Source organism: Paraglaciecola marina (assembly GCF_004360155.1).
GTDB classification, from domain to species: domain Bacteria; phylum Pseudomonadota; class Gammaproteobacteria; order Enterobacterales; family Alteromonadaceae; genus Paraglaciecola; species Paraglaciecola marina.
The window spans coordinates 78,475-94,105 of sequence record NZ_SAIS01000004.1 but is presented as its reverse complement, the minus strand read 5'-3'; the positions used below and the strand labels follow the sequence as shown (position 1 = coordinate 94,105).

Genomic DNA, 15,631 nt, shown 5'->3' with positions numbered 1-15,631 from the left:
TTACTTTAATCTTAATTGACGGCGTATTTTACGTAATAGCCAGAATAGCCAAGGCCAAATGATCATTGAGCTCGCTACGGGCCATAAGTATTCGAACAAAAAGTAAATATCGGTAAGTAAGTGTTGAAACCAAAAAACCACTAGATTATACAAAGCAGACATGATGCCAATAATCATAGATTGCTGCCAAACTGAGTAGTTTCGTAGGCGCTGATAATTGGCAGCCAATATGTAAATACACAAGCACATAGCAAAACTGTGGATACCCATACTTGTACCAAGCAATATATCTAATATTAGCCCAGTGATAAATGCGACTCCGACACTGACTCTATTTGGGAGTGCTAAAGCCCAGTAACTTAACACTAACAAAACCCAATCTGGACGATATAGATCTACCACTGATGGCATGGGTGTTATTTGTAATACAAGAGCAATGATTATACTCAGTGGAATAGTATAGGTGCGTAAACTCACGGGTTAACGTCCTTTGTTGATTCGTCGCTGTCGGTTTCACTCCATAACAGTAAAAGGTATTTAAGTCTGTCTAATTGGGCTATTGGTTTAGCTTTTACTTGTAAAAAAGGGCGACCTTCATCACTGACGATAGAGGTGATTTCGGCTACGGGGTAGCCCTCAGGGAAAACTCTACCTAAGCCTGAAGATAATAATAAGTCACCTTCATTTAGGTCAGTACTGTGGGGCACATGTTGAATAATTAACTCATTTAAGCTACCTGTTCCAGATACAATCAGGCGCACATTATTTCTTGCAACTCTTACGGGGAGAGCGTGAGTGACGTCGGTAATGAGTAATACTCGGCTATTGGTAGACCCCACCTGCATAATTTGCCCAACTATACCTTTATCATCGAGGACAGGTTGGCTTTCATATACGTCATTTAATGTGCCTTTGTTTATAATTATTTGTAGGCTATAGGGGTTATTATCAACTGCCATTAGCTCTGCAACTTCTCTGTGGGTATTATTTTTTACAGGAGAATTTAATAAGCTTCGAAGTCGATCATTTTCAGCTTCCAAGAATCTAAATTTTTGTAATTGTTCACTCATTAAAAGTGCTTCGCGAGTTAACTGGGCATTTTCTTTGAATAATTGCTCATGGGAGACTAAACGACTAGCACTGACACTTAATAATTCGCCTGGAAGGTTAGCTAAATATTGTAATGGACTGACAAAAGAGTTGAGGTATACGCGAGTGGTCGCAAACCCATTTAATTTATGATCAAACAAGATAAGAAAAACGGAAAGCAACAAACCTAATACTAGACGATTAGGTAGTGAAGGTCCTTTGGAAAACATCAAGTTCATTTATGGGCCTTGATTAAGTACTTGTAAACTATCGCAGGTGATCACTGACTATAATGTAAAGTGATATTAGGTGGTATTACACCACCTAATTGTTTAAGACATGTTTAAAGCTACTCTTCGTAACTAAAGAGGTCGCCTCCGTGAATATCTATCATTTCGAAAGCTTTACCGCCGCCTCTGGCTACACAGGTTAAAGGATCATCAGCTATAACTACTGGTATACCTGTTTCTTCCATTAATAAGCGATCTAAATCTTTTAATAAGGCCCCACCGCCGGTTAGTACCATGCCTCGCTCTGAAATATCTGAGGCTAATTCTGGGGGAGACTGTTCTAAAGCAACCATTACTGCAGATACAATCCCTGTTAACGGTTCTTGTAAAGCTTCTAAAATTTCGTTGCTATTAAGGGTGAAACTTCGGGGTACCCCTTCTGCTAAATTACGACCTCGGACTTCAATTTCTTTAACTTCTTCGCCTGGGTATGCAGCGCCAATTTCATGTTTAATACGTTCGGCAGTTGCTTCACCAATCAAAGAGCCAAAGTTACGACGTATGTAGGAAATAATGGCTTCGTCAAACTTATCCCCACCGATACGAACTGATGAAGAATACACAATACCATTCAAGGAAATAATCGCGACTTCGGTAGTACCACCACCGATATCAACTACCATGGAGCCAGTGGCTTCAGAAACTGGTAACCCTGAACCAATTGCCGCAGCCATAGGTTCGTCTATTAGATAAACTTCACGAGCTCCAGCACCTAGGGCTGATTCTCTAATGGCTCTGCGTTCAACCTGAGTTGAACCACAAGGCACACATACTAGAACTCTAGGACTAGGGCGCAAAAAGTTATTATCGTGGACTTGTTTTATAAAATGCTGAAGCATTTTTTCGGTTACATAAAAGTCAGCAATTACACCGTCTTTCATTGGTCTTATGGCTTTAATGTTGCCTGGCGTTCGGCCTAACATTTGTTTTGCTTCAACACCTACAGCTGCAACACTTTTAGGACCGCCAGTACGCTCTTGACGAATGGCAACAACAGAAGGCTCATTTAGAACTATACCCTGATCTTTAATATAGATTAGGGTATTTGCTGTACCGAGGTCGATTGACAAATCGTTGGAAAACATTCCCCGAAGCTTTTTAAACATGAAAAAACCGCACTTTTATTGATAAGTTAAATATTGCGCTAACTGTACCAATGCACTGTGGTTTGGGCAAGTAGAGTAGATCAACCTCGCAATAAAAAAGAGGGTTTAGGGGGTAATTTAGATAATTGACTACAAAATCAACAATATTTCAGGGGTTTAGGGGCGTTAAATACTAAAATTAGTAATTAATTCAAAGTGTTTCTAAGTTTAGTCTTTAAGTGTGACTCGCAATACCACTTTAAATTAATGCATATTTAACAACTACCAGTAACGACTGTTACTATTGGCGGTGTGTATTCATTTGCAGCTTCTGTGTATAAAGCATGGCAGCTAAGGCCTGACTCACCTGTTGCTGTAAAATCTACATGAGCATTGCCTGTGGGGAAAAAGGCGACAGTACCGCTGGCTGGCGTCTCTTTTTGGGGATTTGATAAAGTTCCAGCTATGAGAGTCAATTGAGTCGAGTGAATATTTCCCCAAGACTTAACTGAGGTAAATGTAGCCGCTTCGGCATCAGGGTAGCCAAAATCTGTTTCGATAGGGTTTTTACCTAATGTTATTTGAGAGGAGGAATTGAAAGTTGATGGATTCTTTTGTTCTCCAGCGACTACTGACTTAGCATAAACTAGTTGAGAACCGACTTTCAGTGCAGCTTGCACGCCTTTTAGGGTTGCTGCATGTACATCACTCTTTGTATCAATAAATTTAGGTGTAGCTGATACCGCAGCAACCCCTAAAATAGTCATCACTATTATGAATTCAATAAATGTAAAGCCATCTTGTTGTTTCATTTTTATCTCAAAGGTAAGGTTTAGATTAAAACTAATCTTAGGTTGGTTGTTATTTTAACCTCGGGCAGGTTTGTAACAAGTTAGGTTATCTATACCTCTGTATATTCAAGTCTAATTAGCGGCACTTACTTTTGTTGGGTGAAATTTGAGTTGCCCTTAAATGGTGTTTTTTAAAATTTTAGCTTATACAGCTGTGTTGGAGCCTAAAAGTCATATCTGGCAAAAACAGAGAAAAGTTCCCATTTATGCCCTGTGACTTTAAAGCCTTTATGACTTCAATGCTTAAGACTTAACTTGCGATACTAGCCCTGAGTGCGGTTTGTATTCAAAATATGGACCGGTTGAAAGCCTAAACCTACAGGTCGAATCTAACGGGTTATTTGTCAGTTTCAATCCATCATAATATTCTGCAATTACTTTAAAACCTTCAATTTTCATAGGAGCATTGAGTACCATATCCCAAATTTTTGCACAGCCTTTTGACGTTGAGGCCGCTTTAGGCCAACCATCGTGAGTCATAAATATTGGTTTTCGAGAAGTCTCGGTTACCGTTTCTTTTTCACCTATTTGACTCGTATAAGACACTAACATTAATATTTCAGGCTTGCCTTCACCTTGCCATTGCCAATGAGCATTTTGGATATTTGTAGCAAATTGCTCGGCTAAGTTTTCTAATGCGATACGTTTTATGTTTGTTGAGCCCGAATACAAATAAACTATAATGCCCAGCATTATGCTACTAAAAACGACTATTGCGGAAATGCTTACAAACACACTTTGAGTATTTTTGTCAGGCTCTTGACCTTTCTTCATAATTTCGCTCGGGAATTAATGTAGCTCTATATCTTAAACAGAGGTAAATATACCCCAAGTTGAGGACAACACCAAAAAGGGTTACCGGGTAACTCGACCATTAGAAGAGCACCTTATGCCAATCTGTATGAGGATTTATCAAAAAATTACAACAGTAGGCATCCCAATCTGCACTTACGCTATTTTATGAGAATGAGAAAATTTAAAAGGTACATTTGAAAAACTGTTGGTTCGATCATAATTTTATTTTTTTTTTGGGGGGGGGGGGGATAAAGCGCAGCATTAAGAATTATTACTTAATAATAGGGGTAAGGGCAGATTTTTATGAAAGATAAATCTAGCCCTTAAGAAATATTACTTGGTAACCAATCCTGATTTCAAACAACCATCTTTGAGCTCTTCAAACATCTCGATGTTTGCTCGAAGTCGTTTAGCATGTTTAGGTGTAGAAGAACCTACTTTTTCACGGGCTTCCATTGAATCGAGTTTTTCTTCAACAATTTTGCAGTTATGTGCAGAAACAGGAAGTTGTGTTTTAGCGAAAGCACCTGTTGAGAAAATAGCTATACTGATTAAACCTACATTTATTAATTTCATATTTTGGCTCCTTGGGTTGAGAAGTAAATACTAGGCTAAATTTTCAGAAATGGTTATCAATTAATCCATACACGGTTACCCAAAACGATACCTTTAAATAAGTAGTAAATTGCTCTTGGTGTAAACATTGACTAATCAGCAATAATCTAAGTTATCCATCTCTAAAAAAGCCTCATTTAACTTAACAGCTAAAAGGGGCTTTAATTAAACTAGCAACAACTTAACATTTTGTCTTAGGTCAAAACGGAATGTCGTCATCAAAGTCAAAATCAGGCTCAGGTGCAGGATTCGGTTTGCCTTGAGCCGGAGCTTGATTAAACCCTTGGTTTTGAGCTGGTGCTTGATTGAAGCCTTGATTTTGAGCTGGCGGCTGTTGATATTGAGGCTGCTGTTGATAACCTTGGTTTTGCTGAGGTGCTGCTTGTGGTGCAGACCGCTGCTGTCCTTGGAAACCGCCTTCAGATTGTGATTGTCCGCCACTTTTGCCGCCCAACATTTGCATTACGCCATTAAAGGGGTCGAGAACAATCTCTGTGGTGTAACGGTCTTGACCTTGTTGATCTTGCCATTTACGGGTTTGTAATTTGCCTTCAACATATATTTGGCTGCCTTTACGTAAATATTCGCCAGCTATTTCAGCTAACTTGCCAAACATTGAAACTCGGTGCCATTCAGTTTTTTCTTGAATCTGACCACTTTGGTCTTTCCAGCTCTCTGAGGTGGCTAAAGTTAAATTAGCGACCGCTTTGCCATTAGGGGTATATCTGACCTCAGGATCTTTACCTAAGTTACCTACTAAAATTACTTTATTTACGCCTTTACTCGCCATTATGACTCCTAATTATTCTGGTATGTTCAACAAGTCTCTAGCTTGCTGAATATCGAAATGTTTACCATCTGCTTTTAAGTAAACAACTTGCTCACTAGGGACTAGGGTGATATCCATTACACCTTCTAATTTGGCAAGTTGTTGAAACGCTAGATCAGTGGTTTGATTTTGTGTTTTAAGTGTATATCTTTTTAAGCGATTAGTCGCCTGTAAACCGCGTATTAAAAATAGCCAAAGAACACATACAAGGCTGGCAATTACAAATACCCACTGCAGACCAAAATACTCGCTTATGCTACCGGATGTTACTCCACCTATGAATGCACCAAAAAATTGAAAGCTAGCATAAATGCCCATTGCAGAGCCTTTCTTTCCGGCAGGAGCAATATTAGACACCATAGCTGGAAAGTTGGCTTCAAGATAATTGAAACAGGTAAAAAACAAGCTTATTAATATTATTAAATAGACCAAAGAATGATGGCCAAAAATCATACATATGAATACTAGGGCGAGACCTAATACACTAATTTGTAATATGCCACTTGGGTGTTTAGCCGCTACCTTCATTAAACCTAATAATCCAATTATGGAGGCAACTAAGACCATTAAATAAACCTGCCAATGGCTAGCTAGGGGCCAGCTTAAGTCCACTAACAATATAGGAATTTGCACAAATACTAAGGTGATCATCATGTGTAGCAATAATACACTAATATTTAGACGTAGCAGTTGTGGGTGGATAAATAGGTTTTTAATATCATCAATAACTGGCAGTGTGTCTCCCTTAGGGGCTATATTAACCGCATTGGGTACCGCAAACATAACTAATAAAATACATCCTAAAGCCAAAAAGCCGGTGGCCATAAATATACCACTTAAGCCGAATTTACCCGCAATGATAGGGCCTAATAACAAGGCTAGATAAAATGAAAAACCAATTGAAATACCTATTACAGCCATTACTTTAGGGCGCTGGGGTTCGCGGCTTAAGTCACCTGCTAGGGCCATGATTGCTCCGGCAATTGCACCAGCACCTTGTAAAAATCTACCTATTACTATCCAAGTCAAACTTTCAGATAAACCAGCTAATACACTGCCTATGGAGAATAATATTAAGCCTCCTACAATTACAGGTTTACGACCTATTTTGTCTGAAAGTACCCCCATAGGAATTTGTAATATTGCTTGGGTTAGGCCATATCCACCAATAGCTAAGCCTACTAAAAATGCTGAGTAATCAGGGTAACTTGTGGCGCTTATCGCTAATACAGGCATCACCATAAACAAACCAAGCATGCGTAAAACATATACAAATGCTAAGGAAAATGCGGTGCGAAGTTCTATGGAGTTCAATGTAGAGAGTATCTGTGTTAGTTAATTTATAAGTGTGTTTAAACACGGGAAAAACTGGCCGAATAGTCTAACATAAGTTTTTGCATGACTCACCCAATTAGCGCTGTGCTAATTGGGTTGCAGTTTAGTCAATTTTAATAAAAAACATATCTAAGTACTCGTGGTTTTCAGGCTCTTCTACTTTAAAGGGCGCCAAAGTGAATGAGGTTACAACACTGTTTATGTCAGTATTAAAGTGGATAAATGCATTGCTAGCGGCATTTTGATTGTCCCAAACTATTTTAAAGCTATGTTCATTAAATGGTTTTAGTGTTCCTGTAAGACTCAGCATTCGGTCTGAATAAATACGTAATTTACCTTTAGTGTTTTCTATAATTATCTTTCCAAACCACTTGTCTTCAAAAGTACCCAGATAGTTTGATGGAGCTAACAAAACAGTGTTAGTGCCCTTGGGCTCTTGCCAATTCGCTAAGTACTCTTGCTTGCGAACTTCACGATACTCAAATTCATCTTGTACCCAATCATAGCCATCATTTGGACTTACAAATGCCTTTAATATGGTTTGCATAATCGATGCCCTAGCGCCTGAATTTGAGCCATTACTAAGCAAAACAATGCCTAACTCTAATTTTGGCACTAAAGTAACAAAGGCCTGAAAGCCTGATATGGTACCGGTATGTGAGACTAACTGTAGGCCGTCAGCATCAAATAATCGCCAACCTAAACCGTAGGTTTTAATGTGGGTTTGATTGTTCTCTCGCTCTCTTTTCGCTAAAGGTAATATGGTGGTTGGAGACCACATTTCTTTGAGTCTCTGGGGGCTAAATACTTGAGTTTCAAATACTTCATCTTCTGAATTAAGCTGTTCGTTTAGTGTTAATAAGTAATTTACCCATTTCAACATGTCTTGTGCATTACATACTATGCCGCCAGCAGCAGCTGACATTAATGTTTTGCCATTGATGCCATTACGGGGTATCTCATAAAAATCAATTGACGAGTTAACGTCATAGCCTTTGGCGACATTTTTAAGTGCTTGTGCAGCCATGTCTCCGGCATAACAATTCATATTCAGTGGCGCAAATATACGGGTATCTACGAAACGCTCCCAAGGCATTTGGGTTATCTTTGCAACGATTTCAGCAGCGGTTATATACATTACATTGCTGTAAGCATATTGGGATCTGAAGCTATATCTTGGTGTTAGGTAGCGTAGCTTAGAGATAACTTCTTGACGAGAAAAGCCTGAAGGCTCTGGCCAAATCATGCTGTCACCGGCACCACTCACTAAACCACTTTTATGAGTGAGTAAATCTCGAATGGTAAACTCAGCTGTTACCCAAGGGTCCATCATTTTAAACTCGGGCAGATGATCTGTGACCTTGTCTTCCCAGCTCAGTTTACCTTCATCTACCAATATCCCTAAGCTTGCCACGGTAAACGCTTTACTAGTGGAGCCAATACGAAATTGAGTGGTGGCAGTGACTGCTAAGTCATTTTTGATATCCCGTTTACCGTAACCTTCAAGATGAATTATTCTTCCCTTGTAGGCCACTCCTACTGCCATACCGGGGGTAGCAAACTTATCTAAGGCCTGAGCAACTTGTGCTGGCAAAGACGTTAAATCAACTGGTTCCGATAACTGCTCGTGAGCGTGAGTTTTTAATAGTCCAAGTGTGCTGATAATCAAAAAGAAGGTAATAGGTTTAAAGGTTTGGGTCATTGAAAATCCAGCTTGTTTATCATGAATAACGTAGGAGTCTGCGCTCAATATAGAGACGAATAATGAACTATTCATAGAGTAGAGTCTAACGTGAATTGTTCGATAGCAAATTTTTATTGCCACGGCTATTAAATTTGGTAAACACAGAATCACCCTCACTTTAGACATAGGGAATAAAAATACGCCTTGCACCTAAATTATTACTTTGTTTTAATATTCACTCTTGTCGGAGTGCGAGTATTTTTACTTAGGTAATGATGCAAGCTGAGACCGTTAATTCGGGATCCGTTGAACCTGATCGAGTTAGAACTCGCGAAGGAAACAAGCATAATCTTGTTGGATAAGGCTATTTTAGAATTAGCCTATCCAACAAGGTTACCGCCTACCAAAGTGTATTTTTATCCACAGTAGTCTCGTGGATATTACTCTTTGTTGGCGCTTATCAACATATAACCTCTCCAGACAAGCAACTTCATTTTTTAACACTATGAGAGATTGCTAATGTCAAACCGTCGTCAAACTCGTGCTAACGCACAACAATTTATTGATAATCTAAAACCACTGTTACATCCCAATTCTAACAAGGTACATCTGCCGGGGGCCTTGTATGACATCCAAGTAGGTATGCGGGCTATAACCCAAACCGATACTGTTTTGGGCGGGAGTGAGGATGCCCCCGTTACTGAACGAAATCCAGATATTATGGTATACGACTGTGCCGGGCCATATTCTGATCCTAATGCCAATATCAATGTGCGTCAGGGCTTGGTGAAATTGCGCCGTGACTGGATCATGCAACGTAATGATGTTGAGCAATTGAGTCACGCTAGTTCATGCTTTACTCAAGAACGAATGGCTGACGATGGCCTAGACCATTTACGTTTTGATTCTCTAGACAAACCCCTAAAAGCGAAAGCTGGCAAATGTGTCACTCAAATGCATTACGCCAAGGCAGGTATTATTACCCCCGAAATGGAATACATAGCCATTCGTGAAAACATGGCCCGCGAACAAATAACAGATGAAGTATTAACTCAAAAAGCCCCGGGTAATGCCTTTGGTGCTTTGGTTGGGCAAACAATCACGGCAGAATTTGTGCGTGAAGAAGTAGCCCGAGGCCGCGCTATTATTCCCGTAAATATTAATCACCCAGAAGCTGAGCCTATGATTATTGGCCGTAACTTTTTGGTGAAAGTTAACGCTAATATTGGTAACTCGGCGGTAACCTCTTCAATTGAAGAGGAAGTTGAAAAGCTTGTTTGGTCCACCCGTTGGGGCGCAGACACAGTAATGGATTTGTCCACAGGTCGCTATATTCACGAAACCCGAGAATGGATAGTACGTAATTCACCTGTACCTATTGGCACAGTGCCTATTTATCAAGCTTTAGAAAAAGTAAATGGTGTGGCAGAAGATCTTACATGGGAAGTATTTCGAGACACCTTAATTGAGCAAGCTGAACAAGGCGTTGACTACTTTACTATTCATGCTGGTGTGCTGTTACGTTACGTACCTATGACAGCTAAACGCTTGACAGGCATAGTGTCTCGAGGTGGTTCTATCATGGCTAAGTGGTGTCTGTTTCACCATAAAGAAAGTTTTTTATATGAACACTTTAAAGATATTTGTGAGCTATGTGCCGCTTATGATGTGTCGCTTTCGTTAGGTGACGGTATGCGCCCCGGTTGTATTGCCGATGCCAATGATGAGGCCCAATTTGCTGAGCTAGAAACTCTAGGTGAGTTAGTGAAAATTGCATGGGAGTACGATGTACAAACCATTATAGAAGGGCCTGGCCATATCCCTATGCAGTTAATTAAAGAGAACATAGATAAGCAATTAGACATATGCGGTGAAGCGCCATTTTATACATTGGGCCCGCAAACCACTGATATAGCTCCCGGTTATGATCATTTTACCTCAGGAATTGGCGCTGCCATGATTGGTTGGTATGGAGTCGCAATGCTTTGTTATGTGACGCCTAAAGAGCATTTAGGTTTGCCAAACAAAGATGATGTAAAGCAAGGTTTAATCGCTTACAAGATTGCCGCCCATGCTGCGGATGTAGCTAAAGGTCACCCCGGTGCGCAAATTCGTGACAATGCTTTATCTAAAGCCCGCTTTGAGTTTAGATGGGAAGACCAATATAACTTAGGGCTAGATCCCGATACCGCTAGGGCTTACCACGATGAAAGCCTGCCCCAAGAGTCTGCCAAAGTGGCACACTTTTGTTCTATGTGTGGACCAAAATTTTGCTCCATGAAAATAACCCAAGAAGTCCGTGAATACGCAGCCAAACAACAAATACAAGTTGAACAAGATGCTTCTCGTTTAGCAGTCAGTCGAGCTAGTTTGAGTTCGGTCGACATACAATCTGCCATGGCTGAAAAATCAGCAGAGTTTAAAGCCCAAGGTGCGCAAATTTATACTCCTGTTAGCAGTGAATTTACTACTGAATCCGAATAAAAAATGAACAATATAAGTAATGATAAGGGGCCAGTAAACACTGGTCCTAGTCGGCCCGTTGTTTGGAGTATAGCTGCGTCAGACAGTGGCGGTGGGGCAGGTATTCAGGCTGATAGTTTAACTATTCAAGATTTGGGTGGGCATGCTTGCAATATAGTCACAGCTGTAACAGCACAAAACTCTCAAAGAGTAGTCGAGGTAGATGCTGTTTCCACAAACATGCTGACCCAACAGTTAAATTGTTTACTTGAGGATATGCCGCCAAGAGCCATCAAAATTGGGGTGTTAGCTAATGTAGAACAAGTTAAATTAGTGCGGGATTGGTTAGCTGAAAACTTAGCGAGCTACAAGAAAAACCATGGTGTTGAGATCCCCATTATTTGGGATCCAGTCATGATGGCAAGTAGTGGCCAAGAATTATTGAGTGAAAACCAGAGAATACCAGCAGATCTATATTTAAGCTTGGCGAAGCAAGTCACTTTGCTAACGCCAAACCTACAGGAGTTGCAGGCCCTAACTAGTGATAATCATAACCAAGGTAATGGTGACCACGGAACTTTGGTTAATTTGAGCCAGTTAATAAACATCAACATCTTACTGACTGGGGGCGATAATCAAAGCTCATTGTCTGTGGATTGGCTTGCGGCTCATAATATTGCTCATACATCTTTGTACCACCAAGAGCAATTGCTTGGCTTTAAAGGCAGCAGAGTGGATACCTTTCATAACCATGGTACGGGGTGCACCTTGTCTTCAGCGATAGCCACGGCTATGGCATTAGGTCATCCGCTATTAGATGCCATTGTGATAGCTAAAGCTTATGTACATCAGGGGCTTGAGTATAGTTATGGTCTTGGCAAAGGCCCTGGTGTATTAGCCCGCAATGGCTGGCCCAATGATATGCGCTACTTTCCCGAAGTCATCATGCCTGCTTACCCTAAATTAGCAGTAAATAGTCAACTAGCGTATGCCAAGGTGCGTCAACCTTTGCAGGTGTATACAGTAACCCAATCGTTAGATGTATTAGAGCAGGTGTTAAAAGCAGGCGCCCGCACGGCTCAACTGCGCATAAAAGCGCCTTGTGATGAAAATCAGTTAGAGCAAGATATCCAACAAGCTGTGGTCTTAGGTAAAAAATATCAGGCTCAGGTGTTTATTAATGATCATTGGCAACTTGCGATTAAACACGCTGCGTTTGGTGTGCATTTAGGCCAAGAAGACATATTGCAAGCAGACCTAACCCAAATTGCTGCCGCAGGTTTAGCGTTAGGATTGTCCTCCCATGGTTATTTTGAAATGCTACTAGTCCAGCAATTATCGCCAAGCTATTTAGCAATTGGTCATATCTTTGCCACGCCCACCAAAAAAATGCCATCGCAGCCACAGGGCTTACTTAAATTGACTCGTTACTCTCAGTTACTGAAAGGCCGTTTACCCCTGGTGGCGATTGGGGGAATAAACCAAAATAACCTTGTTCAATTAAAAGCGACTCAAGTGGATGACGTCGCTATTGTCAGAGGGATTGAGCTAGCAGCAGACCCAGGTAAAAGCTGGCAAACATTACAACAAACATGGCAGGTAGCCCCATGACGATTGCTGCAACAGATATATTAACCAAGCAACAATTTATTCAGTACTACAGGCAAATACTCTTGCCAGAGGTTGCAGAGCAAGGCCAGAAAACCCTACTGAGCCAACATATTATGATAGTAGGTGTAGGAGGGCTGGGTACCCATGTGGCGCAGCAACTTGCGGCGGCTGGCATTGGTAATTTGTATTTGGTTGATGACGACAAGGTAGAAAATTCTAACTTACCTAGGCAAATCTTATTTAACCCAGAGTCTATCGGACAATACAAAGTGAGCTGCGCTGCTGCAGAACTTATTAAGTTAAACCCAGATGTAAAGGTTAATACTTACGCGGAACGTTTCAGCAAGGACTTTTCTGAAAGCTTATTTGCAGGTAACTCTGCCCTGAAACAAGCCAATGAAGATGAAAGATTTATATTACTTGATTGCTCAGACAATATGCCCACTAGGCAGTTGCTTAATCATTGGTGTGCCCGCCATTTTATTCCACTAGTAAGTGCGTCAGTTAGCGCTTTTTCTGGGCAACTTATGCTGATTGATGGCAAAAATACGCCTGAAGCAGGTTGTTACCACTGCGTGTTTTCAAGTTTAGACATACAACAAAACTGTCAGAGTATGGGCGTGCTTGGCACTGCAGTATCTTTGGTGGCCAGTATGCAAGCACTTACTGCGATGAAGCTAGTCTTAAATATAGGATCCTTAGATAAGTATTTACATATTTTTGATGGTGTAGCTATGTCGTGGCATAAGGTTATGAGACACAGGGATTTAAAGTGCCCAGTTTGCAGACACTGGCCCGAATCAAATAATACTGAGTCTGTGCACAGCTTGGCACTACCATCTGGGGAGACAAAATTATGATAAATGTTGTTGTAAATAGTCAAGTTCACCGAGTACTTGAAAACAGTAATTTGTTAATGACTTTACAGTTAATAGCAGAGTCTCAATCATTAGACCTGAGTAATATAGCAGTAGCACTCAATCAACATGTTGTGCCCAAAAGCCAATGGGCGGAGACGTTCTGTCAGCAAGGTGATCAGATTGATTTGTTTAATGCTGTGGCAGGAGGGTAGAAGATGTTAACCATTGCTAATCATCAATTTTCATCTCGTTTATTTAGCGGCACAGGGAAGTTCTCTAACAGTGTTACCATGCTAGATGCGTTACGAGCTTCTGGCACAGAGCTAGTAACTTTAGCCGTTAAACGTGTGGATTTAAAGCAGCGTACCGACAATTTGATGAAACCCTTAGACGACTTGGGCGTAAAGTTACTGCCCAATACCTCTGGCGCTCGTAATGGCAAAGAAGCGATATTTGCAGCCCAGTTAGCTCAAGAAATGTTTGCGACAAACTGGGTTAAATTAGAAATACACCCCGACCCTAAATATTTAATGCCTGATCCAGTCGAGACCCTAATCGCCGCGGAAGCCCTAGTTAAGTTAGGGTTTGTGGTATTGCCATATGTTCATGCGGATCCCGTTTTGTGTCACCGTTTAGAAGAAGTAGGCTGCGCAGCGGTTATGCCTTTAGCTAGCCCGATTGGCAGTAATCAGGGGTTACTCACAAAAGAATTCTTGAGAATTATTATTGAACAATCAAGGGTGCCGGTAGTGATTGATGCTGGAATCGGTTGCCCATCTGATGCAAGCGCCGCCATGGAAATGGGCGCAGATGCTGTGTTAGTTAATACAGCTATTGCTTCTAGCCCACAACCTGTGCCTATGGCTAAATGTTTTCAACAAGCAGTCATTACAGGTAGAGCAGCTTATCAAGCAGGTTTTGGGCAAGTGTCTTGTCAGGCCAATCATACTAGCCCACTCACGGGGTTTTTAAATGGCCTTAGTTAATAACTTTTCTGAAGTGTTCGCAGCATTAGACCGTGAGCATTTACGCTTGTCTATGTACAGCTGTACCGCTGCAGATGTAGAGCGAGCATTGTTGCATCCAACCGCTAATGTTGAGGCATTAATGGCGTTGTTATCGCCAGCCGCTGAGCATTATTTAGAACAAATGGCACAGCTTTCAATGCAAACCACTCAAAAGCGTTTTGGTCACAATATTAGTCTATTTGTTCCCATGTATTTATCGAACTTGTGTGCCAATGAGTGTGATTATTGTGGTTTTACTATGAGCAACAAAATCAAACGTAAAATTCTCAATTCACAAGAAATAGCGAATGAAATGGCAATTTTAAAAAGCCGAGGTTTTGATTCAATTCTGCTAGTGTCTGGTGAGCATGAAACCAAAGTAGGGGTAGATTATTTTGCTAAAGCTTTACCACAAATAAATAAGCATTTTAGTTATTTGGCGCTAGAAGTACAGCCACTAGAAACCTATGAATATGCAGAGCTAGCAGGTTTGGGGTTAGATGCAGTGATGTTGTATCAAGAAACCTATGCCCCTATAACGTATGCAAAGCACCATACTCGCGGTAAAAAACAAGACTTTCAATATAGGTTAAATAGCCCTGACCGAATAGGCCAAGCTGGAATTGATAAAACGGGCTTGGGGGTGCTACTAGGTTTAGATGACTGGCGCTTAGATGCTTTGTTGATGGGGCATCATTTAAACTACCTAGAGAATCGCTATTGGCGCAGTAAATATAGTATTTCGTTACCAAGGTTGCGACCTTGTACTGGCGGAATAGAGCCAAAGTCGCCGATTTCAGACAAAGGGTTAGTGCAAGTCATCTGCGCATTTAGATTGTTTAGTGAGCAATTGGAGATTAGCTTATCTACCCGAGAGCGCAGTGATTTCCGTGATAATCTGTTGCCCCTTGGAATTACCCATATGAGTGCAAGCAGCTCTACCCAACCGGGCGGGTATGCCAACCCGGATAGTCAATTAGACCAATTTGAAATCAGCGATGAACGTTCGGTATTACAAGTGGCAGCGGCGATAGAAAATAGGGGGTATACCTCTGTTTTTAAGGATTGGGAGACAAATTGGTAGTATATCTTTGTTACGTTGCAATAATTAACTTGC

Annotated in this window: 15 protein-coding genes and 1 riboswitch; of the genes, 6 read left to right on the top strand and 9 right to left on the bottom strand. The window is 40.9% G+C overall.

Annotation, left to right across the window (positions count from 1 at the left end; genetic code table 11):
• The 9 genes from mreD to EOK74_RS09745 all read right to left on the bottom strand — a co-directional run bounded on the left by mreD (window position 1) and on the right by EOK74_RS09745 (window position 8,666).
• Complete coding sequence (mreD, locus tag EOK74_RS09785) at window positions 1-477, bottom strand: rod shape-determining protein MreD (protein WP_133469824.1); 477 nt, start codon at window positions 475-477, stop codon at window positions 1-3.
• The gene (mreC, locus tag EOK74_RS09780) at window positions 474-1,328 is read right to left on the bottom strand and encodes a rod shape-determining protein MreC (protein WP_133469823.1); all 855 of its coding nucleotides are present in this window, start codon (window positions 1,326-1,328) and stop codon (window positions 474-476) included. Before mreC ends, mreD begins: the two co-directional genes overlap by 4 nt.
• 110 nt (window positions 1,329-1,438) lie before the next feature.
• The gene (locus EOK74_RS09775) at window positions 1,439-2,485 is read right to left on the bottom strand and encodes a rod shape-determining protein (RefSeq protein ID WP_133469822.1); all 1,047 of its coding nucleotides are present in this window, start codon (window positions 2,483-2,485) and stop codon (window positions 1,439-1,441) included.
• 254 nt (window positions 2,486-2,739) lie between these two features.
• Window positions 2,740-3,276, bottom strand: a complete 537-nt coding sequence (locus EOK74_RS09770; protein WP_133469821.1) for a type II secretion system protein — start codon at window positions 3,274-3,276, stop codon at window positions 2,740-2,742.
• 282 nt (window positions 3,277-3,558) lie between these two features.
• Window positions 3,559-4,089 carry a hypothetical protein gene (locus EOK74_RS09765; protein WP_133469820.1) on the bottom strand — a complete coding sequence of 177 codons (531 nt, stop codon included), beginning with the start codon at window positions 4,087-4,089 and terminating at the stop codon, window positions 3,559-3,561.
• 354 nt (window positions 4,090-4,443) lie between these two features.
• Window positions 4,444-4,686, bottom strand: coding sequence for a hypothetical protein (locus EOK74_RS09760; RefSeq protein ID WP_133469819.1), 243 nt, complete (start codon window positions 4,684-4,686; stop codon window positions 4,444-4,446).
• A 238-nt stretch (window positions 4,687-4,924) separates the two neighbouring features.
• Complete coding sequence (ssb, locus tag EOK74_RS09755; protein WP_133469818.1) at window positions 4,925-5,515, bottom strand: single-stranded DNA-binding protein; 591 nt, start codon at window positions 5,513-5,515, stop codon at window positions 4,925-4,927.
• 12 nt (window positions 5,516-5,527) lie between these two features.
• Window positions 5,528-6,868 carry an MFS transporter gene (locus EOK74_RS09750; protein WP_133469817.1) on the bottom strand — a complete coding sequence of 447 codons (1,341 nt, stop codon included), beginning with the start codon at window positions 6,866-6,868 and terminating at the stop codon, window positions 5,528-5,530.
• 124 nt (window positions 6,869-6,992) lie between these two features.
• Window positions 6,993-8,666: a serine hydrolase gene (locus EOK74_RS09745; RefSeq protein ID WP_166638746.1), complete on the bottom strand. Its 1,674-nt coding sequence runs from the start codon at window positions 8,664-8,666 to the stop codon at window positions 6,993-6,995.
• 142 nt (window positions 8,667-8,808) lie between these two features.
• A riboswitch (TPP riboswitch) is annotated at window positions 8,809-8,929 on the top strand.
• Between the two features lie 163 nt (window positions 8,930-9,092).
• On the opposite strand from EOK74_RS09745, the gene thiC reads away from it, so the two are divergent.
• The 6 genes from thiC to thiH are packed head-to-tail and all read left to right on the top strand — an operon-like array spanning window position 9,093 to window position 15,598.
• Window positions 9,093-11,057: a phosphomethylpyrimidine synthase ThiC gene (gene thiC / locus EOK74_RS09740; RefSeq protein ID WP_133469815.1), complete on the top strand. Its 1,965-nt coding sequence runs from the start codon at window positions 9,093-9,095 to the stop codon at window positions 11,055-11,057.
• Between the two features lie 3 nt (window positions 11,058-11,060).
• Complete coding sequence (locus EOK74_RS09735) at window positions 11,061-12,647, top strand: bifunctional hydroxymethylpyrimidine kinase/phosphomethylpyrimidine kinase (RefSeq protein WP_133469814.1); 1,587 nt, start codon at window positions 11,061-11,063, stop codon at window positions 12,645-12,647.
• Complete coding sequence (locus EOK74_RS09730; protein WP_133469813.1) at window positions 12,644-13,507, top strand: HesA/MoeB/ThiF family protein; 864 nt, start codon at window positions 12,644-12,646, stop codon at window positions 13,505-13,507. Before EOK74_RS09735 ends, EOK74_RS09730 begins: the two co-directional genes overlap by 4 nt.
• Entirely contained in the window at window positions 13,504-13,719 is a 216-nt protein-coding gene (gene thiS, locus EOK74_RS09725; RefSeq protein ID WP_133469812.1) for a sulfur carrier protein ThiS, read from the top strand. The genes EOK74_RS09730 and thiS overlap by 4 nt, the downstream gene beginning before the upstream one ends.
• Before the next feature lie 3 nt (window positions 13,720-13,722).
• Window positions 13,723-14,493: a thiazole synthase gene (locus tag EOK74_RS09720; RefSeq protein ID WP_133469811.1), complete on the top strand. Its 771-nt coding sequence runs from the start codon at window positions 13,723-13,725 to the stop codon at window positions 14,491-14,493.
• Window positions 14,480-15,598: a 2-iminoacetate synthase ThiH gene (gene thiH, locus EOK74_RS09715; protein WP_133469810.1), complete on the top strand. Its 1,119-nt coding sequence runs from the start codon at window positions 14,480-14,482 to the stop codon at window positions 15,596-15,598. The genes EOK74_RS09720 and thiH overlap by 14 nt, the downstream gene beginning before the upstream one ends.
• Window positions 15,599-15,631: the final 33 nt, after the last annotated feature.

Excerpts from the sequence above, each read along its gene's own strand:
- mreC (WP_133469823.1), bottom strand. The coding sequence starts at position 1,328 with ATGAACTTGATGTTTTCCAAAGGACCTTCACTACCTAATCGTCTAGTA.
- EOK74_RS09775 (WP_133469822.1), bottom strand. The coding sequence starts at position 2,485 with ATGTTTAAAAAGCTTCGGGGAATGTTTTCCAACGATTTGTCAATCGAC.
- EOK74_RS09770 (WP_133469821.1), bottom strand. The coding sequence starts at position 3,276 with ATGAAACAACAAGATGGCTTTACATTTATTGAATTCATAATAGTGATG.
- EOK74_RS09765 (WP_133469820.1), bottom strand. The coding sequence starts at position 4,089 with ATGAAGAAAGGTCAAGAGCCTGACAAAAATACTCAAAGTGTGTTTGTA.
- EOK74_RS09760 (WP_133469819.1), bottom strand. The coding sequence starts at position 4,686 with ATGAAATTAATAAATGTAGGTTTAATCAGTATAGCTATTTTCTCAACA.
- ssb (WP_133469818.1), bottom strand. The coding sequence starts at position 5,515 with ATGGCGAGTAAAGGCGTAAATAAAGTAATTTTAGTAGGTAACTTAGGT.
- EOK74_RS09745 (WP_166638746.1), bottom strand. The coding sequence starts at position 8,666 with ATGAATAGTTCATTATTCGTCTCTATATTGAGCGCAGACTCCTACGTT.
- thiC (WP_133469815.1), top strand. The coding sequence starts at position 9,093 with ATGTCAAACCGTCGTCAAACTCGTGCTAACGCACAACAATTTATTGAT.
- EOK74_RS09735 (WP_133469814.1), top strand. The coding sequence starts at position 11,061 with ATGAACAATATAAGTAATGATAAGGGGCCAGTAAACACTGGTCCTAGT.
- EOK74_RS09730 (WP_133469813.1), top strand. The coding sequence starts at position 12,644 with ATGACGATTGCTGCAACAGATATATTAACCAAGCAACAATTTATTCAG.
- thiS (WP_133469812.1), top strand. The coding sequence starts at position 13,504 with ATGATAAATGTTGTTGTAAATAGTCAAGTTCACCGAGTACTTGAAAAC.
- EOK74_RS09720 (WP_133469811.1), top strand. The coding sequence starts at position 13,723 with ATGTTAACCATTGCTAATCATCAATTTTCATCTCGTTTATTTAGCGGC.
- thiH (WP_133469810.1), top strand. The coding sequence starts at position 14,480 with ATGGCCTTAGTTAATAACTTTTCTGAAGTGTTCGCAGCATTAGACCGT.